Origin of the sequence: Brucella ciceri (assembly GCF_041930145.1) — a bacterium.
In the GTDB taxonomy this organism is placed as follows: domain Bacteria; phylum Pseudomonadota; class Alphaproteobacteria; order Rhizobiales; family Rhizobiaceae; genus Brucella; species Brucella intermedia.
Genome location: NZ_JBHEEV010000009.1, coordinates 140172 through 156923, shown reverse-complemented (window position 1 = coordinate 156923; position 16752 = coordinate 140172). Strand labels below are relative to the sequence as shown.

Sequence of the window (16752 nt, the reverse complement as noted above, 5' to 3'; positions counted from 1 at the left end):
TGCTGTAGACGTGCTGGAAAGGCCATGAGTTACCGTCAAACCAATGAAAGGGTGGATTGAACCGCGCCCAACTGATAACTGGCCGGCATGATTAGAAGCGTTTGCATGTTGATTGTCGGTTTTGGCGCCTTGATCCAAGGCGTTCTTCGCCTTGGAAACCCTGCCCAGGCAGTAGAAAAAACGGGCTGGTTATATCAGCAGTTCGGAGACCAAGGCGTGGCTATCGGCATGATCGCCATGGGTGCCGTCGCGTTGGCCATCGGGGCCATTATGTTCAACAACACCTGGATTCGTGCTATTCGCGCTCGGCGACAGCGGTAGCCATGGCTACCTCGGCACCTCAATTAACTGAAAAGACGCATCGGGAAACTTGCCCTCGCCAATTTCCCATGTCCGCGGCATGAGCCGCATATTCATAACGGGGTCTTTGAACCTGACAGTGGCACCGACAGTGATGTAGGACGGCAGAAAGGGCTCAACCTTCACCTGCACGCTCGTGCTGGCCGCTGTGGCGTCGGCAACGATGCGGGCGATAAAGTTGTAGTCGCCAATCGTGAAGCCCACCAAGTCGCCGTTCGTCAGCTTCAGCCCCACTGCGACCCCGTTTAATGTAAGTGTATTGCCGTTGATCGCGCCCAAGGTTGCCGTACCGCCAATCGCCGGGTTGCTTGCGTCGCCCCAGTAGGCTTGAGGAATGCAAACATGCTTGGGGGTATAGTGCACCGTCACCTGACCGCCGCGGCACCGATCGATGAAGGCCTCGAGCCTCTGGCGGTGCGCGTTCGTCATCGCTTTTATTTTCGCCGTCCACGTCCAGAACGGATCGCCGTTCTCAATCGCGGATATCGCCCTATCCCCGTACTGAGACATGGAAACCGGGCGGTTCAGGACCGGGAAAGTCGGCTGATATCGAAGGCCAGTCGGAAGTAGTTCAGCCATTACTTTGCCAACCCTCTTGAGTTTACCTGCCGCAGATCACGCGCGGTCCGGACGGCTCCCGACTTATCGTAGGAAGCCAGCCCCTGCTTGACGTTGCGCTGCGAGATGCGTTCGACTTCGGCCTGCCAGTTTCCGTCGCGATCCACAAAGACCCGAACGTCGGCAATCCCGGCTTGTGCCTGCTGAGCCGTAGCAGATGTGCGCAGGATCGGCATGGATGGCGCGCGTAAAGGTGAGCCGCCGTCCTTCAATCCGATAACACGCCCGCTGTTGATGGCTTCCAGCAAAGCACGGTTGCGCTTTGTCGCGGCCGCATTAACGACGAATTCCTCGTCGCTCAGCATCGCCGGGATTTTGTCGCCACGTGGCCCGCCAGGACCGCGAACAATGCCACCGCCTGCGCGCTTTACCGGACCACCGTTTTTACGGAAGATGCCACCCAGTACACCGAATAAATCGAAGCCGCCTTTGTCAGTATCGAAGATATTCGCAAGGCCGATATCGATTAGCTTTTGTGCAATGCGGCCAAGAGCGTTCGCGAAAATCTCAGCTGACTTTGCGCCGTTTAGAAAGTCATCAGCAATCCCGCCAACTAGATCCTTCTGGAAGGCCGCCATATCTTCAGCGGTTTCCTTGATCCGGTTCTGCGCCTCCGCAAGCTTATTAGCCTCTGCGCTAGCTAATGCCCACTGGTCTGCAGTCTGGGCAATCTGCGCCCGCAGTTCGGGCGTTAGCGCCACGCCCGCCTTTTGCGCCGCATTGAGCAGTTCCTGCTCAGTACGCGCCTTCTCCATGGCATAGCCATAGTCGTTGATCAGCGGGTTGATCTGGCGCTGTGCTTCGGTCTCTGCGACAAGGGCGGCTGTGCGGTCGGCGATACGTTGAATGTCGCTGTCGAAACGCTCGGCGGGAGTTTTCTTCGTTCGACCCTTTTTCTTATCGTCTGGTGTCGTTGCGATACCGCCGCCGTAGCCCGATGGGGTTGAGGCGAGGATTTCTTGAGCTCGTTTATGCTGTTTTTCTAACCTATAAGCAGCATCATCCGCAGCCTGAGCTTCCTTTTTAGCGACCGCGGCCCAGGATTCTAGCGGCGAAAATTCCAGCCCCCATTCACGAAGGGCCTGCATTTTAATAAGCAATTTGTCAAATGCGGCATCTGCCGTAGTAGCGGTTGCTCGCGCTGTCTCAAGTTGCAGGCCGATCTGCTTTACCAGCTCAGCTTGATATGCCTTCGACGCCGAAGCCGCACTGTTCAGCGCCTCCTCGTTCGAGTTTATCGCAGAACTAAACGCCTTCGCCGCCCGGTCGCCCGACGACATGTTGTTATAGAGCAAATAAACCGCTCCGGCCGCGGCACCGGCCAGAAGCCCTATCGGGCCGAGAGACGCGCTGAACGCTGCTACAACACTTGTTCCGGTGCGTAGTGCGGTCAGGAATGAGCCCAGTGCTACCACTGCCTGACCAAGTCCGACGACAACGCCAGCAATTGCCCGCCCCGTGAATGCGGTAATCAGCACTGTCGCAAAGGCTGCGACGACGTCGGCAATTTCTTTGAAGTTGTCGGCAACAAACTGAAGCGCCTGCACCAGTTGCCTACTTGCGCCCGCTGACTTGTCGGCATTGCCGATATAAGCGGTAAACTCGTTATTAATCTGCGTGAAGGCGTCAGCGATCGTTGAGTTCGTTGCTTTAAACTGCGCTTCGATCCCCTTCTGTGCATTCAGGATAGCCTTGAATACGCGATCAGACGTCAGCTTCCCATCAGCACCAAGCTGCTTCAATCCTGCAATAGTGGTATTAAACTCGTCAGCAATTGCCTTCGCAATGACCGGCGCGTTTTCACGCAACGACCGGAGTTCGTCACCTTGCAGCACGCCCGATCCAAGCGCCTGACCAAGCTGGAGGATGCCAGCAGCTTGTTCCTGTGCCGATGCCCCGCCTGCCTTAAAGGCTTTCGAGACAAGCGACGTCGCCAAAGCAATCTCGTCTTCAGACTTGGCTACAGCGGAGGCTGATCTGATCAGCCGAGCATACAGATCAGTATAGGCTTCAAGACTTGTTCGAGCTTCGTTGGCCCCGTCCTTCAATTCATTCAACGAGCGAGCGCCGACGCCCGCGGCGGTCGCGGACGCGCGGATAAGGTTCCCCGCCTGTGTCCAGGCATCTGCGTACTGCATCAACTCTCGCGTACCCAACGCGGCAGTAATGCCGGTCAAAGGGGCCGCTAGGTCTCGCATCGTACCCTTGCCGATGTTGCCAAGTGCCGCATTGATGCGCTGTACGCTGACATCTGCGGACTTCTCCATCTGGCGCATCTGACGCGTAAACTGTCCGCGCTGCCGATTGATGGCGTTTTCCAATCGCTTGAAATCGGCTGAAAATTGAACGACAAGGGATTCAAGGTTGGTTGCCATGGCAGAGAGGCTCCATGAGAGTATGTTTTTTGGTGATTGCTGCCGCCGTTGTGGCAATGCCAGTGCTGGCTAATGAGCAGGACGCTGCCTTCGCGCGGGCCGCTCTGGAGTGCTGGAACCCGCCTGCTTCTTTGAAATTGGCAAGCAAGATTGTTCTCTCTGTCGAACTGGATAAAGATGGGGATTTGTCGGATGTGACTGCCAAAGAGTTCCCGAAAGACGGGATCGGAAAGGCTGGCGTGGAATCGCTCAACCGGGCCCTACAACGATGCGCGCCTTACAGGTTGCCGGGCGGCACATATACTTTGACCATCGATCCGAAGGCCAAAGGCGCAAAGTCGCTGAATCCGTTTAAGTAGATTTGCGGCGTCACTTTACCAATCATGCCGACACGAGCCATACTCCTTTGCGAGGAGGAAGATCTATGAAAGCGATAACTACAGTTTGCGTAGCAATGTTGGCTTTGTCCGGTTGCGCCAGCAATCAGGCATCGGACACGGCGAACAAAGAACTAAGATGCCAACAACTGCTTAGCCGGGCCAACTATGCTGGAATACTGGAAGCTGAACGCGCTCAGGCGCAGGCTGAAGCGACACAGTTGGGTTGCTACTAGAAAGCAACCCTACCCCTCGCTCACCCACTCCCAAAGCTCGTCTTTTTCCGCCTGGCTCAAGCCGGTATCGTCGGTCGAGTTAGCTTTGACGTAACCGTCAACAGCAGCCATGAACTGCCACATGGACATTTGCCTTACTTCTTGCGGCGTGAAGCCGAGCGCCGCGCCGTTGCCGTAGACCGCGGCAAATCTGACTTTTCCGTTGGGGAGACTGTCAAGCTGTTCTCCGTCTGATTTGCCGCTGCTTGCTCCCCCACAGGCTCCTCCGGCACGCCTTGAATACCCGCTTGGAGAATGATGGTGGCGAAGACGATATTCTCGGCAGGCGGGCGCTTTTCGATGTAAGTTCGCACGAGTTTCGTGGCGGCGGTCGGCTCCAAGCCTCCACCAATCAGTCCCTGCCGGATAACATGGGCAATATCGCCGACCCGACATTGTTTGGTGAAAAGCCGCTCCAGAATGACCCAGGGGCCGGCGTCGCACGCCTCCTGCAATGCTTCCAATTCCCCCCAACCGAGGCGGAAGGTATAAGTACCATCCGCCCAGTCGAGTTCAACTTTCGCGTCCCTGCTCATTACGGGGCCGTCGGAGCAGAGGTGCGGACCATCTCGCCGTCCGACTGCATAGAAACGTTGTTTGTCGCTCGCTCGCCGTTGTTGCCGCCAATTTCGAGACTTTCGACGTGCATTTTGCCGGTATACGTGTAGGTCTTAGCGGGAAACTCGAGATCAATCTGGACGGGGACGCTATCAATCGATTCCGCAGCATCAAGCCAATCTTCGACTGACTCCGCAGCCAATACGCCTTCGCCGTTTACCCCCATCGACAGCGAGACCGCGTCGCGCCCAACCCAGTCGACCTTATCGGGGTCTTCACAATCCGGGATCGGTACTTCATTCAGGTTTTTGGTAAGGCTAATCGACCTTTGAGTAAAACCACACGGTGCGGCATAGGTAATTTCACCTCCTACGCCAACTTTGCCGATCTTCACGCGGACCTTGCCGCCTTTGATCGTCGTAGCTTGAGCCATTGTGGCCTCCATACGAAAAAGACCACCCAGAGGGGCGGCGTATAGACAGATTTTTGGGGTGGTCGGCGTGGAGGGCCCTAGGGCTGCTCGATGATCGCCGTGTAACGGATCGACGCATGATTGATCGCGCCGTCCTGTATGTAGTCAGTTCGCCAGTAGTCGAATGTCACGAGGGCATTAGATGCCAAAGCAGGCTCCCACCCTCGTGTTGCAAGACGCACCGCGTTTGCGATGTCGCGCATCTGCTTTTTGGCTGGCTCAATCGACCAGACATCCAGTTGGAAAATGATATCGTCAGCGAAAATGCAGTCGGCGTTTGCCTGTTGAGCGCTCGACGCGCCGATGCTGACATACGGAAAGATCGAGGGTGAGACTTGCCCTTGGTCATTCGTCGGCGGGTTATCGTAGCTGCGCTGACCAATCAGCGAGACAAGCGCGGGAAAGCTGCGCAATCGCTGAATAATTGCGCCTTGAAGTTCTAAAACCGGGTCCATTAGCGGTCCGCCGCGATCTGTTTGGCTGCCTTGGTAATTGCGCGCGACACTCGGGCCCGTGCACTTCGCCGCTTAGCTCGCCATGAGACGTAAAAGAAGGGCTGCGCCTTGGACCCAGGGTTGAATGTTCCGGGGAACATGCCGCCGTTCATGTGTGGCGCACTGCCGAATTCGACCAGATGTGCGTAACGCACCTTGGAATTGCCGGCGTAAATCGTGATTGTCAGCTTGCCGTCATTCGACTTAACGCTGCCAATGCGCTGACTGTACTTGGGCGCTTGGCCCCACGTCCAACCGATGCTTTCCATCAGTTCGCCATCATCGACGGGAACAAGGTTTTGCATCATGTTGACGATGTCCTGCGCGCCTTGCTCCATAGCGGCTTTGACAAGTGTTTCAGCAACTTCCGGGAATTTCTTGAGCTTTATCTGCAGGCGATCCAGACCTTTTATCTTAACCGCCATCACGTTTCCTCGCCTTCAACAACGAGCATTTCCAAATAGGCATTGCGCTCGTCCGGATTGACGACGGTTTTGATTCCGAAAACCCGGTTGGGCTTGTCCCCGGTCTTACCCGCCCGAGCGTCGTAGGCCCGCCACGATGCGGTTATCTGCCTTGCCGCGGTGCTGCCGCGGATGGTCAGATTGTACGGCTGCATGGACTGCATTCGCGCCGCCATGACGCTTTCGGCATTGCTGCCGTAACGCGGTTCCAGCCTTCCCGGCACGGTGAACTGGTCAACCCACTCACCGCGCGTGCCGCCCCATTCATCGCTTATCTGTTCGCGACGCTGAAACGTCAAACGGCAGTTCAGGCTGCCGGCACCTGCGCGCTTCGCCATGCTTCAGCCTCGTCTCTGTTGGGGGTTGGAAGTCGCTCGGCTTTGCCAGCGGCAACAGCGCGATTAGCGCAAGGTGTGGTCACTAGCCCGACGTAGCCCGCCGGGTAGCGGATCGTTACCGCAGGCTTTGGAATAAAGTCGTAGGTGGCTGTGAAGTGGAGCCAGGGCATTGATTACTCCGTAAGAAAAGGGCGCCGTAGCGCCCTAAAATCAGTACCCTCTTCTGATGTAATACCCACCGCGATAGTGGTGACGATGGTGATTACGCCAGCCGTCATGTCGGTAATAGCGGTGTGAATGCCACCGTGGCCCACGGTAATGGCGGTGGTGCGAGCGCCAATGATGGCGCTTGTAGTAATGCCGCTTCTTCCAGTGTTTCCGCGAATGATGTCCACGATGATCCCGGACCTGCTCAACATTGGAGCTAATGTCCAGCTTTGCAACGTTGATTGTTGGTGCAGCTTGCGCAGCACCTGCCCCGATCAGCAGCCCGACGCCCAGAACCCCAGCAATAAGTCCCTTAACAAGCTTCATTCTGCATACTCCTTTCAAGACGCATCTTGAAGAATTATGCATGAACTTGCGATGAACAGGAAAGCCGAACGCTACTCTTCCACCGCCAACGTGCGCCAAACCCGATATGGTGCAAGTAGCGCCCGAACGTGACGCGGCAGAACTGCGTTGCCTTCGGCCTTCATGTCAGGTTCGCGGTTCTCGTACAGATCAGCCGCAACCAACAAGATCGCTGCCGTGATGGGCGGCGTAACAATAATGCCATCCGGCAAGGTAGGCGTCGCGCCGGTAGCCACGATTTCCCTGTCGACATATTCGACGACGATCGTTTCCGCTGCAGCCAGATAAACTTCCAGCTCGGCATCTTCGTCGTCATGAAACACACGAAGGTGTTTCTTCAACAGCTCCAGGTCAACCAGTGCCATCGCCACCACCCTCCGGCGGCGTTTCAGGCTCAGGTTCTGGCTCGGGAGCCGGATTTGGATCGACGATTCCCGCCCCGATGTAGCTCGCCACCCGGCGTTTGCGTGTCTTCGTGTCGGCCATCGCCAACCTCCGTAAACTTCTCGACATAACCAAGCGCCAGAAGCGGTCCGGCTTGCCAGTTTGGCAGATCGGCGACCATGCCTTCGTCCAATCGGCCATAATTGCCGACCAAGGTTTTCAGCGCTTTGATTTTCATGATTTCCTCGTGAAAAGGGGCGCCGAAGCGCCCCATCACGATTAAGGAGTTACAGGCGGATTGACGTCGCCAGTCACGAATGCCTCTGGACGGTAAACCGCCAGCGCAAGGCGCTCTTCGATACGGATCGTGAACATGTTGTTCTCGAAGTCCTTATCGTTCTCGCTGGACAGAAGCACTTCGACGCCCATTCGGTCGAAGATCTGCGCACCGAGATTGAACGCACCGGTCAGGAACTTGCCAGCAGAAATTGCCTGGGTCTGGACGACCGGCAGATTCCACAGCGAAGGACCGATCGGGGACTGGGCATTACCGACGATGTAGTTGCCGCCAAGATCCTTGGTCAGCTCGATCTTGGTCCAGTCCGTCGGATGCAGAACGAAGCCGCTCGCCGGGTACTCAGCCAAAATGACTTGCAGGATTGCCAGTCGCAGGCGGTCGATTGCCGTTTCGTTCTCCGGAGTGAACGCCGGAGTGAAGGCCGATGCCTGCGGGAGAATGCCGTGCAGGTTCTGACCAGTACCGTCACCGTTCAGAAGCTGTCCTTCTTCAACGAACTTGAGCCCGTACGTGCCGCGAGCGTTGATATAGCTTGCAAGGCCCGGAGCATCATCGAGGATCTGCCGGCTCGCCTTGAAGATATGGGCCAGCGTGCGAACAGGCGTGGTTTCCATATCGAAGGTCAGGTCAGACTTCGGCTTCTGCGTGCCTTCTGCGACCGGCGCAGCGCTGTTCGTAAAGCCCGTTTCCTTGACAAATTCGACGCTTGCGGCCGAGGTCTGGCCGGGAGCAATCAGGTCGCGGATCGTCAGCTGGCGATTAGGCGGGGCAATGATGCCTGGCACGCGCTGTCCCGGTACGAGCGAGGTTCCAGCCGAACGACCGGCACCGACAGTGGTATTGCCCGAGGTAATGTCAGCGCGTTCCATGCCGACACGGATCGAACCGCGCCATGCGCCAGACACATCGGTCGACTTGAACTTTTCGGACGCCACGACGATATCGCCAACGTCCTGCGGGCCCTGCGCAACGTCATCGCGTTCACGAGCGGCGCGCTTTTCCAGTTCGCTAATTCGGGTCGTGGTGTCTCCGAGTTCAGACAGCGCCTTGTCGACCTTGCCGGTCAGCTCGGTGGATACTGTACCGTGCTGCTGAAGCTGCGTGGTGAAATCGGTCGCGAGATTGCCGACCTTTTCCTTGATAGAAGCCAAAGACTGGCCAAGCTCGCCGATCTTCTCGGCAAGAGAAACTTCGGACATTCGTCCTCCTGATACTAAATGGTGAAGGTGCGTGTTTCGGCTAAAAGCCGTTCTAGGGCCGCCGAAACAGCGGCGTTTTCCGCATCAGCATCAGGTTCCCCCTGATGTTCCTTGAAGTAGAGCGATGCGGCTCGCTCCGCTTCCGAGTTCGACAAGCCGATCAGTCCCCTGATCCCGTTTTCGAATTCGCGTTTGGTGATTACTTCGCCAGAGGCCATTTTGTGGGCCAACAGTTGTGCGGCTTCTGCCTTTGCGGCGTTGGCCGCCTTTACGCGGCGGACATATTCCGGCTCGGTGTTCGCGCCCAATCGGGCCAAGGTCTCGTCAAGTGTGGCAATACGATCAGCCATACCCCGGTCGATCAGCGCTTCAGAGTAGAACACCCTGCCCTGACCAAATCCGTCTTCTACTTTGGATTTCGTGACGCCACGCCCATCGGCAACGCTCTGCAAAAACCGGCCATAGGAGCGGTTTACACTGTCCTGAATGTAGGCCAGCGTGTCCTTTCCGAGCGGTTCGGTTTCATTGCCTTCGACCTTGTGCTTGCCTGCCGAAATGTAGGTGCGCTTGACGCCAGCCTTTTCCAACGCGGCAGAGATATCGTCGTGTGCCGTATAGACACCAATCGACCCCGCACGCCCGGACGGCGTAACAACGATTTCGTCGGCAGACGACGCAATCCAGTAGGCAGCGCTCGCAGCCAGCGAGTTCACTTGCGCTGTGATCGGCTTTTCGCCGCCGCGCAGTTTACGAATTTCCGTTGCGAGTTCGTCCGTGCCCGGTACCGAGCCGCCAGGACTATCAATATCAAGAACAACCGCCTTCACATCCTCGTTGGACAGTGCCCTGTGCAGTTGACGCTTGATACCGGCATAAGACGTGCCGCCACTCATAGCGGAGAACAGGTCCATTCGGTCGGCCAATACGCCATAAACCGGGATCACTGCGACCTTGCCGTCAATTTCGGCGATTTCCTTTGCGCGAGCATCAGAAACAGCCGCTGCAAATTCAGATGTGACGAGCTTGTCGCCCGCCACACGTGCCGCAAGAACATCTGCCAAAACGGCCAGTTTTTCGCGCTGAATCGCCCACGGTTCGGCCTCGAAGGCCGTCAAAATGTGTTCGAATTTCATGATTTTCCCTTATCCAGCGCTTGGCTGTGCATCATCCAGCGGAGACCCGCCGTTGTGTCCGACCATGGACAGAGGCTGCATGGTGCCGTTGACGATCAATTCGTCGCCGCCATCCATCTTTGGCTTATTCTCGTAAGCTCTGGCCTCGTTCGGCGTGTAAATGCCGTTCTGGACCATCTTCTGCAGGAACTCCGCCCTCGCCTGACTATCACCACGCAGCAGACCTTCCATATTGAACTTCACGACAGTCGTTTTGCGGGTCTTTGCATCAAGCAAGTCGCGGTAGATCGCGGATTCAATGCTTTTTAGCAGTGGCGCCAGGCAGGTCTTGGTGAACTGCAGGATCAATTGCTCTATCCCGCTGCCCCACGTCGTCGTGCCATTCGCGGCATGCCCGATCATGACCGGTGGAACGCCGAAAATGCGGCAGATCTGCTCGACGCTGTACTGGCGCGTCTCAAGCATCTGCGCGTCTTTGGGGTTGATGGTGATCTGCGACGGGGTGAGACCCGCCTCCAGCACCGCAATCCCTCCTGCCTTGTCGGCACCGGCAAATGCCTGCAACGATTCCGCAATCTGCTTGCGCTGATCGGGCTTCAGAACCTGGTCCGATGACAAGACGACCGAAGCCATCATGCCGTTCTTGAACATACGGCCCGACGTCTTCTCGCCGGCCATGGCGTTACCGATCACATTGCGTTGAGCGGCAATTGGCGAAAGGCCGCGGTCACAGCCCGGCATGACCAATCCGCGGACATGAAGCATGTCCTCTTCACGGATTTTGCGGACGCCACCCTTCTTGCCATTCTTGTACTGTTCGGTGACTTCGTAGTAGCGGTTGTTCCGGTCATCCCGCTTCACATCAACGCAAAGCGGATTGAACGGGTTTAACGCTACCAGGCGACCGCCATTTTTCTTCTTCTCCGCGAAGAAATTGCCATCAAGGCAAAGGCAAAGGGCAGCCATACCCCAGAAATCTGACGCACTATCGTCCAAGTTCGGCAAGTCGTGCAGCAGTTCGTACAGCGGATTCTCATAATCGACGTCAACGCCATCGCCCTTGTAGACATTGCAGGGCAGCGTTTTCACGGCATTGGAAATCAGGTTCACACACGCCCAGACAGCATCAAGCTGCATGGCGTGCTCATAAGTGACCGTCTCGCCGCTCGTCGTCGACATTCCAAAGAATGCGCGCCATGGGCCGGAAAGAAGCCCGAAAGGCTTCCCGACCCAAGTCAAAAGGCCCATGGGCACTCCTACCAGGTTACAGTGATCATGTTGTTGACGAAGTCGTCGATGTCGGCTGGCTCGATCGGTGTATCCATCGCCACGCCAACCGCCATTGCCAGAGCGACAGCAGCGTCGATGCGCACTGATGCCTTCGTCTTGACGAACCATCGGTTGTCTTGCGGGTCATGATCGAAGGTGGCGCCCATCAGGGCGGTCATGAGCACCGGATTGCGCCGCATGCGAATGCGACCGTCGATAATCATGTCCTCAAGCGCCAAAACCGAACCCGGCATCCACAAGCCTTGCGGCGGTGGCAGGCCAGCAGCTTTTGCCGCTTCAACCTTTGTAGGCTCAGGCCGAGCCCGAACCTTGCCGCCCTGTGGGTGTGCGACATGTTCAATGTCCAACCCGAGCGCTTCGACTTCCTCGCGGAACTTGTCGTAAGCGTAGCGGTCATAAGCGATGGCCTTGATATCGAAAGCCTGATCGATTTGCTGCACCCGAGAGGCTACGAAGTCATATCGAATTCGCTTGCCGGGCGGGGCATTCAACCAGCCCTGCTTTACCCAGAGCGCATATGGCGCCTTGTCAGCCTGTTCTCGCGCTTCCAGCGTATCGGCTGGCGTCCAAGCCTCAACCCACGCATCAAACGTCGGCAGATTGACGGTAGACCCGTCCTCACGCTTCATTTCCGTGAAGCCAGTCGGGACAACACACGCCAGTACCGTCATGTCCTTGCTGCCCGACAGATCGACGCCCATGAAAACCGGCTTGTCTGCGTGTTCGACTTCAGGATCGAAATCGTCCATTACGCTTTCGACGGTCTCGCGCGGCATCCATGCCTTGTCGGCATCGGTCCAGCAGCAGAAATGTAGCCGAAGAATGCCGTTCAGCTTGCCTGGCATCTGCTTTGCTTGAGCGACAACGCCGGCCAGATATTTCTGCGTCAGGATAACGCCCAGAAGCGGGTTAGCCTTCTTCCAGCAGGTTTCGTCCTTGAGCGGATCGTCGCCCTTGTCCAGCGCGCAGACATAGGAAAACGTCGTGTCGTCGATCACCTCGCCGACATAGGTAAAATCCTCGTCCGGTGTTTGCGTGCCCGCTGCCACCTTGACGGCGTGCTCGTGCTCTTCCCAGCAAATGCTGTTTCGGTCGCTGCCCGAGTTCGTAATCATCAACAGCAGAGGCTGACGGCGAAACTTGAAGCCGCGCTCCAGCATTTCCATCGTCGAGCGGTCGGGATGTTCGTGCACCTCGTCGCAAAGCGCGAAGTGCGGTCGCGGACCAGAGCCGGACTTACCCGAATCCTTCGATATGGGGCGAAAGAACGACTGCGACTTATGATGCGCTATATTGAACTCGCGCCCGATACCGCCGCTGAATTTCAGTCGTTCGACCAGTGCCGGGGCAGCGCGAACCATCTTCACGGCGTCCTGAAACAGAATCCCTGCCTGCTCCTTCTTGGCAGCCGCAGCATAGATCTGCGCGCCAGCCTCCTTGTCCGCGATCAGACCGTACAGACCGACGCCGCCAGCAAACGGTGACTTACCGTTGCCCTTGCCTTCCTCGATGTAGGCGCGGCGAAAGCGGCGCGAACCGTCGGCACGTTTCCACCCGAACAGCGACCCAAGCTTGAAAGCCTGTGAGGCATGCAATTTAAATGGCTTGCCTTCAAACTGGCCTTCGGAAAGTTTGAGCCGACCCTCAAAGAACCTAAACACGCGATCGGCTGCGTCGTCATCCCAATACAGTCCGCGCTCGTGCCCGTGTTCGAGATCGTCGAAATGGCGGCGGCAGGCATTACGAACGTGAGGGCCGGCAACTTCTCTGCCATCAATGACAGCTTGCGCATAAGCGCTCACACGCTCAAGCGCAGGCATATCAGTCAAGCAGATCATCCTTTTCCTCGCCCTCGTCAGGCGTCGCAACCTTGGACGCGTCAGCAGGCGTCGCACCCATCTGGCCCAGCATCTGGCGAAGCAGGTTCATTGCCTGCACACCAACTTCCTGCCCAGCCATGATGCGGCCCTGAATAGTCGAGGCCATACCGACCAGTGTACGATGCGATTCGTTCAGCCACGGCAGTTCTTTCGCAAAAAGCTTCCAGGCTGACTTCGCTTTAATCTCAGCGCTATCCTTCAACCAGACGGGAGGGGCGCCAAGCGGTCCATTGGCGGCCGGTTCAGCGCGGTTTTTGTACCGGCCGGCATTGATTTTGTCGCGACCCTCGACCTTCGCTTTGCCGAGGGGATTTCTCGGCTTTGCCATGGAATGAAATCCTTATGGGGTCATGTTTTGAATTGCAGATGCGTGCGCTGTCGGACCCCGCCGGTCCGGGGCTGCCGCGCCTTGGGACTTTTTGATGCCCCCCTCGATGGGGTTCAGAGGGTGACCCTCCATGATATCACATCGCTCGAGGGTCGTCGAGCAGAATTTTCGAAAAAAGTGATATTTTTCAATATTTTTTCGACTTTTCTTGATGTATCACTTCAACTGACCGGCCATCCGTCTGGTCCGAACCGAACGACGTCCTGTCCGAGCTCTTCACGACGCTTGATGCGGTCATGGCAGGGGGCGCAAAGGCTTTGGAGATTGTCTGGATCGAAGAACAGCGCCTCGTCACCCCTATGTGGTCGCACATGGTCACACACCGTCGCTGGTGTTACGTCCTCTTGCTGTAAGCAATACGCACACAATGGATGTGCAGTCAGTTGCCGCTCACGTAAGCGTTGCCAGCGTGCGGTCTTGTAGAGCTTGCGGTAAGCAGCCGCTTCCGCGCTGCGCTGATCACGTCTGGCCATGCTTACCTTCGCACAGCTGATTAAGAGTCAGCTGCTCTCTAATTGGTTGCGGGCATCGGGATCGAACCGATCAGATCCGGCTTATGAGACCGGCGAGCACACCAGCGCTCTCGCCCGCTGAAATTGAATGGAACAATTAATCGATGACGCCCGTTCTCTCCTCGTAATCGAAAAGGAGAATGAAATGGCACAGACCACCGAAGGCATGCTTTCCGAACAAATCGACGCACTGCGCAAGGAAATCAGCAGCCTATCGTCCCGATTGTCAGATCATCTCGGGAATCTATCCGGCGCAACCGACAACGCCCTCGCATCCACGAAGGACGTGGTGAATGTGCTCGCCGAAGGGGCACGTGAACATGGTCAACGTGCTGTGCAATACGCACGCGAAAATCCCGGAACCGCATCGGCGTGGGCATCCGTCGGTCTGGTGGCCTTGGTTGCATGCATGCTCATGAAGGGCCGCGGCAGTCGTCACCGGTAGATTCCGTTGAGCCAGCCAGTTGAAACAGACTATCGCGGACCTGGCCGCCAGTCGGTATCAATCCTTCCTTCCTCAGCTTTATGAAAATACTGGGAGCAGACCAACCAACCTTTAATTGGTCTCAACAACAGAACACATGCAATCACGATTATCGGCAGGGTCGTGATTGCATGAACCCAGATCGGTGGATCAAAAACTGATTGCAACCAGATACCGAATAGCAGCGCAGGCACCGCGGCGATCGACATCGAAAAGAATGCGGGGCCGTCAGCGGGATCGGCGAACGAATAGTCCAGACCGCAAACCTCACACTGCTTGGCTAGTGTTAGATAGCCTTTGAACAGGTGTCCTTGTTGGCACCTCGGGCATAGCCCTCGGACACCGGTACGAAACGGACTCTTCGTTGCGGAATACGTCATGTCTGGCTCCTCAAACTATCAATTAGGAGAGCCCAACAATCAATCAAGCCAATCGTGCCGGCGGGGAGCCTACCGCAATAGGCTCAACCCGCCGAACCAGCAGCCGGAGGAGAAACGGCGCTGGATGAAAATGGCAAGGAACGGCCACGAACGAACCGCAACCTTCTCAGCTACACTGCCTTGCCGATAGTTACGCCCGGTTCAGCGGTTGCACCCAACTGCAACATGACCGAGCGTCCGTCGCCTCGCGCACGGAACAGTGCGGGGCAACCGCATAGCGGTTGAACCCCTTCACTATACTCCGCACGAGATTGCAAAAAGCGGCAGTTAGGCCGCAGATTTTTTCAATGCGGCCACAAGATTATCATTTGCCGCTATCAGTCGCCTTTTGCCTTGCCGCTCTTTTGTGCGCTGATGGCCACTCACTCCGATATCTGCCAGACTGCCCGCCTCAATGGCCGCATCCAGAACGTCACGATCACTGTCCTTCAACTCTTGAAGCGCTTCAAACCAAAGGTCGCGATCTATCATCGCAGAGAGTGTGTCTTCCCACGATTCGTCTCCTCCACCAGCACACGTCGTCTTTCGCATACCGAGGAAACTATCGGCCACCTTGGGCGAGCCACACGGTAACCCTTTTGGATATCGTGTGAACGTAACCTTCTCCATGTCGGTATTTGCGTAGGCCTCCGCGAGGACGCGTGCAGATTCTTCAGTGCTGTAATCCGTACCATTTCGGCGCTTGCCGGATGGAATATATCGATGCGGCTGTGTTCCAAGCATATCTTGAAAATAGTGATTACTGGCCTTGGTATCCTTCGGATCAGTTCCGCCGCCCGACGCTCGGTCTGGCTTATCTTTCATGCCGAGCATTGCACCCGCTGGCATGCGTATGTCGGCCTGAAGAACTTCACCGTCGATGCCAAGTACATAGCCGACTTCTGTCTGGTTGCCATCGCTGAACCGCAGATTGCCTATGCGGACGATCTGTCCATTCCCGTTCTTCCCGATATCGCCGGTCGCAACGTTTTGCATGATGGCTTGCACGGACGGCGTTTGCCGCCAGTCCCGCTCGTAACGCATGTCGGCGACTTCCTCCGGGTCATTGTCATTCGCTCCAGGCGCAACAGACCAGTTCGTCTGTAATGGTTCTCGCTGGCCTTCAGGTCGATCGCGATACGCCATAAGTGCCTTCAACTGTTCTGCAAGTGATCCGTGTCTCGTATTCTTCATGCTGCTTTCCCCTTCTCTTGTGCAAGCCACCCCAGAACCGCCGTAACGGCCTGCTCAGCGGCTTCTGTCGTTGTGGTGGCCCGAATGACCAGAACCGTGTAGCCCAGCCGCTGTAGGGCAGCGTGGCGGTCTTTCTGGGCCGGCGACAGTCTTCCCTGCCCGACCTTGTTCTCGATCATCAGCAGACGCCCGTATTCGCCATAGATGCGAAGGTCAGGTTCGCCGCTGGTCATTCCTGTTGCGATTGCCTGGGCCTGGGCTCTTGGCCCACGCTTGCTGGCGTTCATGTCACCCGCCAGCAGGAACTGGCGTTGGTACTGTGGCAGGCGGCGCAGGCTGGCTACTTGTGCCGCCTGTAATTCCCATTCGAGCGGCAAGGCGGGCTTGGTAGTAACGCGGCCATTGCGGGTGGTAATCTTGACACGGGCGCCGTTGATGCGGACGGTTTGCGTTTTGGTGGCGGTCGAGGTCGTAGATGAAGGCGCGCGCGTGCGGTTGCGTGCCATGTGAGCTCCTCGTGTTTATTGCGGTATGCCGTTGGTAGCGGCGCGAATCGGATGGTAGTCCGATATAAAGATGGAATGAGTCTCGAACGAATGTGTCAAGCAGAAAGTGGTAGAGACGATGCGAGTGTGCAGCGCCTCGATAAATGTGGTGTTAATGGCCG

General features: G+C 56.8%; 22 protein-coding genes and 1 tRNA gene. 3 read left to right on the top strand and 20 right to left on the bottom strand.

The genetic code is table 11. From position 1 onward, the window contains the following. Positions 1-105 precede the first annotated feature (105 nt). Complete coding sequence (locus tag JNC63_RS17620) at positions 106-321, top strand: hypothetical protein (RefSeq protein WP_113341752.1); 216 nt, start codon at positions 106-108, stop codon at positions 319-321. A gap of 6 nt (positions 322-327) precedes the next feature. On the opposite strand, the gene JNC63_RS17615 is transcribed toward JNC63_RS17620, so the two are convergent. Then, the gene (locus JNC63_RS17615; RefSeq protein ID WP_374846588.1) at positions 328-939 is read right to left on the bottom strand and encodes a hypothetical protein; all 612 of its coding nucleotides are present in this window, start codon (positions 937-939) and stop codon (positions 328-330) included. Next, positions 939-3353, bottom strand: coding sequence for a tape measure protein (locus tag JNC63_RS17610; RefSeq protein WP_374846586.1), 2415 nt, complete (start codon positions 3351-3353; stop codon positions 939-941). Before JNC63_RS17610 ends, JNC63_RS17615 begins: the two co-directional genes overlap by 1 nt. 29 nt (positions 3354-3382) lie before the next feature. On the opposite strand from JNC63_RS17610, the gene tolA reads away from it, so the two are divergent. Further along, the gene (gene tolA, locus JNC63_RS17605; protein ID WP_374846585.1) at positions 3383-3712 is read left to right on the top strand and encodes a cell envelope integrity protein TolA; all 330 of its coding nucleotides are present in this window, start codon (positions 3383-3385) and stop codon (positions 3710-3712) included. A gap of 388 nt (positions 3713-4100) precedes the next feature. Here the strand turns inward: tolA and JNC63_RS17600 are convergent, their stop codons facing one another. The 15 genes from JNC63_RS17600 to JNC63_RS17530 all read right to left on the bottom strand — a co-directional run bounded on the left by JNC63_RS17600 (position 4101) and on the right by JNC63_RS17530 (position 14068). Next, on the bottom strand, positions 4101-4541 hold the full coding sequence (locus JNC63_RS17600; protein WP_285669367.1) for a gene transfer agent family protein: 441 nt from the start codon (positions 4539-4541) through the stop codon (positions 4101-4103). Next, positions 4541-4996, bottom strand: coding sequence for a phage tail tube protein (locus JNC63_RS17595; RefSeq protein WP_100652361.1), 456 nt, complete (start codon positions 4994-4996; stop codon positions 4541-4543). The genes JNC63_RS17600 and JNC63_RS17595 overlap by 1 nt, the downstream gene beginning before the upstream one ends. 77 nt (positions 4997-5073) lie before the next feature. Beyond that, entirely contained in the window at positions 5074-5490 is a 417-nt protein-coding gene (locus tag JNC63_RS17590; protein ID WP_100652363.1) for a DUF3168 domain-containing protein, read from the bottom strand. Further along, the gene (locus tag JNC63_RS17585) at positions 5490-5954 is read right to left on the bottom strand and encodes an HK97 gp10 family phage protein (RefSeq protein WP_374846583.1); all 465 of its coding nucleotides are present in this window, start codon (positions 5952-5954) and stop codon (positions 5490-5492) included. The genes JNC63_RS17590 and JNC63_RS17585 overlap by 1 nt, the downstream gene beginning before the upstream one ends. Beyond that, on the bottom strand, positions 5954-6331 hold the full coding sequence (locus tag JNC63_RS17580; protein WP_374846582.1) for a head-tail adaptor protein: 378 nt from the start codon (positions 6329-6331) through the stop codon (positions 5954-5956). The genes JNC63_RS17585 and JNC63_RS17580 overlap by 1 nt, the downstream gene beginning before the upstream one ends. Before the next feature lie 210 nt (positions 6332-6541). Then, positions 6542-6865, bottom strand: a complete 324-nt coding sequence (locus JNC63_RS17575; protein WP_374846581.1) for a hypothetical protein — start codon at positions 6863-6865, stop codon at positions 6542-6544. A 71-nt stretch (positions 6866-6936) separates the two neighbouring features. Beyond that, positions 6937-7269: a head-tail connector protein gene (locus tag JNC63_RS17570; RefSeq protein ID WP_374846579.1), complete on the bottom strand. Its 333-nt coding sequence runs from the start codon at positions 7267-7269 to the stop codon at positions 6937-6939. A gap of 29 nt (positions 7270-7298) precedes the next feature. Then, positions 7299-7526, bottom strand: coding sequence for a hypothetical protein (locus tag JNC63_RS17565; RefSeq protein WP_266063795.1), 228 nt, complete (start codon positions 7524-7526; stop codon positions 7299-7301). 41 nt (positions 7527-7567) lie between these two features. Next, a complete protein-coding gene (locus JNC63_RS17560; protein ID WP_374846578.1) occupies positions 7568-8785 on the bottom strand; it encodes a phage major capsid protein in 1218 nt (405 codons plus the stop codon). A 14-nt stretch (positions 8786-8799) separates the two neighbouring features. Continuing rightward, complete coding sequence (locus JNC63_RS17555; protein WP_374846577.1) at positions 8800-9918, bottom strand: S49 family peptidase; 1119 nt, start codon at positions 9916-9918, stop codon at positions 8800-8802. Between the two features lie 9 nt (positions 9919-9927). Next, entirely contained in the window at positions 9928-11166 is a 1239-nt protein-coding gene (locus JNC63_RS17550; protein ID WP_374846575.1) for a phage portal protein, read from the bottom strand. Positions 11167-11174: 8 nt separating this feature from the next. Then, positions 11175-13028, bottom strand: a complete 1854-nt coding sequence (locus JNC63_RS17545; protein ID WP_374846593.1) for a terminase large subunit — start codon at positions 13026-13028, stop codon at positions 11175-11177. Position 13029: 1 nt separating this feature from the next. Continuing rightward, positions 13030-13416, bottom strand: coding sequence for a hypothetical protein (locus JNC63_RS17540; protein WP_021587343.1), 387 nt, complete (start codon positions 13414-13416; stop codon positions 13030-13032). Positions 13417-13637: 221 nt separating this feature from the next. Further along, positions 13638-13949: an HNH endonuclease gene (locus JNC63_RS17535; RefSeq protein ID WP_176055820.1), complete on the bottom strand. Its 312-nt coding sequence runs from the start codon at positions 13947-13949 to the stop codon at positions 13638-13640. Between the two features lie 43 nt (positions 13950-13992). Next, positions 13993-14068: transfer RNA gene (locus JNC63_RS17530), tRNA-Met, on the bottom strand. 65 nt (positions 14069-14133) lie between these two features. Here JNC63_RS17530 and JNC63_RS17525 point away from each other — a divergent pair. Beyond that, positions 14134-14433, top strand: a complete 300-nt coding sequence (locus JNC63_RS17525; protein WP_374846573.1) for a hypothetical protein — start codon at positions 14134-14136, stop codon at positions 14431-14433. Between the two features lie 29 nt (positions 14434-14462). Here JNC63_RS17525 and JNC63_RS17520 read toward each other — a convergent pair whose 3' ends face one another. The 3 genes from JNC63_RS17520 to JNC63_RS17510 form a co-directional block, all read right to left on the bottom strand. After that, complete coding sequence (locus tag JNC63_RS17520) at positions 14463-14852, bottom strand: DUF983 domain-containing protein (RefSeq protein WP_176055819.1); 390 nt, start codon at positions 14850-14852, stop codon at positions 14463-14465. Positions 14853-15179: 327 nt separating this feature from the next. Further along, complete coding sequence (locus tag JNC63_RS17515) at positions 15180-16085, bottom strand: hypothetical protein (protein ID WP_374846571.1); 906 nt, start codon at positions 16083-16085, stop codon at positions 15180-15182. Beyond that, the gene (locus tag JNC63_RS17510; protein WP_374846570.1) at positions 16082-16591 is read right to left on the bottom strand and encodes a VRR-NUC domain-containing protein; all 510 of its coding nucleotides are present in this window, start codon (positions 16589-16591) and stop codon (positions 16082-16084) included. Before JNC63_RS17510 ends, JNC63_RS17515 begins: the two co-directional genes overlap by 4 nt. Positions 16592-16752: the final 161 nt, after the last annotated feature.

What these genes read in the sequence shown, in the direction of transcription:
- JNC63_RS17535 (WP_176055820.1), bottom strand. Translation starts at nt 13,949, where the DNA reads ATGGCCAGACGTGATCAGCGCAGCGCGGAAGCGGCTGCTTACCGCAAG.
- JNC63_RS17585 (WP_374846583.1), bottom strand. Translation starts at nt 5,954, where the DNA reads ATGGCGGTTAAGATAAAAGGTCTGGATCGCCTGCAGATAAAGCTCAAG.
- JNC63_RS17510 (WP_374846570.1), bottom strand. Translation starts at nt 16,591, where the DNA reads ATGGCACGCAACCGCACGCGCGCGCCTTCATCTACGACCTCGACCGCC.
- JNC63_RS17600 (WP_285669367.1), bottom strand. Translation starts at nt 4,541, where the DNA reads ATGAGCAGGGACGCGAAAGTTGAACTCGACTGGGCGGATGGTACTTAT.
- JNC63_RS17575 (WP_374846581.1), bottom strand. Translation starts at nt 6,865, where the DNA reads ATGAAGCTTGTTAAGGGACTTATTGCTGGGGTTCTGGGCGTCGGGCTG.
- JNC63_RS17620 (WP_113341752.1), top strand. Translation starts at nt 106, where the DNA reads ATGTTGATTGTCGGTTTTGGCGCCTTGATCCAAGGCGTTCTTCGCCTT.
- JNC63_RS17615 (WP_374846588.1), bottom strand. Translation starts at nt 939, where the DNA reads ATGGCTGAACTACTTCCGACTGGCCTTCGATATCAGCCGACTTTCCCG.
- JNC63_RS17580 (WP_374846582.1), bottom strand. Translation starts at nt 6,331, where the DNA reads ATGGCGAAGCGCGCAGGTGCCGGCAGCCTGAACTGCCGTTTGACGTTT.
- JNC63_RS17555 (WP_374846577.1), bottom strand. Translation starts at nt 9,918, where the DNA reads ATGAAATTCGAACACATTTTGACGGCCTTCGAGGCCGAACCGTGGGCG.
- JNC63_RS17550 (WP_374846575.1), bottom strand. Translation starts at nt 11,166, where the DNA reads ATGGGCCTTTTGACTTGGGTCGGGAAGCCTTTCGGGCTTCTTTCCGGC.
- JNC63_RS17565 (WP_266063795.1), bottom strand. Translation starts at nt 7,526, where the DNA reads ATGAAAATCAAAGCGCTGAAAACCTTGGTCGGCAATTATGGCCGATTG.
- JNC63_RS17610 (WP_374846586.1), bottom strand. Translation starts at nt 3,353, where the DNA reads ATGGCAACCAACCTTGAATCCCTTGTCGTTCAATTTTCAGCCGATTTC.
- JNC63_RS17525 (WP_374846573.1), top strand. Translation starts at nt 14,134, where the DNA reads ATGGCACAGACCACCGAAGGCATGCTTTCCGAACAAATCGACGCACTG.
- JNC63_RS17570 (WP_374846579.1), bottom strand. Translation starts at nt 7,269, where the DNA reads ATGGCACTGGTTGACCTGGAGCTGTTGAAGAAACACCTTCGTGTGTTT.
- JNC63_RS17545 (WP_374846593.1), bottom strand. Translation starts at nt 13,028, where the DNA reads ATGCCTGCGCTTGAGCGTGTGAGCGCTTATGCGCAAGCTGTCATTGAT.
- JNC63_RS17515 (WP_374846571.1), bottom strand. Translation starts at nt 16,085, where the DNA reads ATGAAGAATACGAGACACGGATCACTTGCAGAACAGTTGAAGGCACTT.
- JNC63_RS17595 (WP_100652361.1), bottom strand. Translation starts at nt 4,996, where the DNA reads ATGGCTCAAGCTACGACGATCAAAGGCGGCAAGGTCCGCGTGAAGATC.
- JNC63_RS17590 (WP_100652363.1), bottom strand. Translation starts at nt 5,490, where the DNA reads ATGGACCCGGTTTTAGAACTTCAAGGCGCAATTATTCAGCGATTGCGC.
- JNC63_RS17540 (WP_021587343.1), bottom strand. Translation starts at nt 13,416, where the DNA reads ATGGCAAAGCCGAGAAATCCCCTCGGCAAAGCGAAGGTCGAGGGTCGC.
- JNC63_RS17520 (WP_176055819.1), bottom strand. Translation starts at nt 14,852, where the DNA reads ATGACGTATTCCGCAACGAAGAGTCCGTTTCGTACCGGTGTCCGAGGG.
- JNC63_RS17560 (WP_374846578.1), bottom strand. Translation starts at nt 8,785, where the DNA reads ATGTCCGAAGTTTCTCTTGCCGAGAAGATCGGCGAGCTTGGCCAGTCT.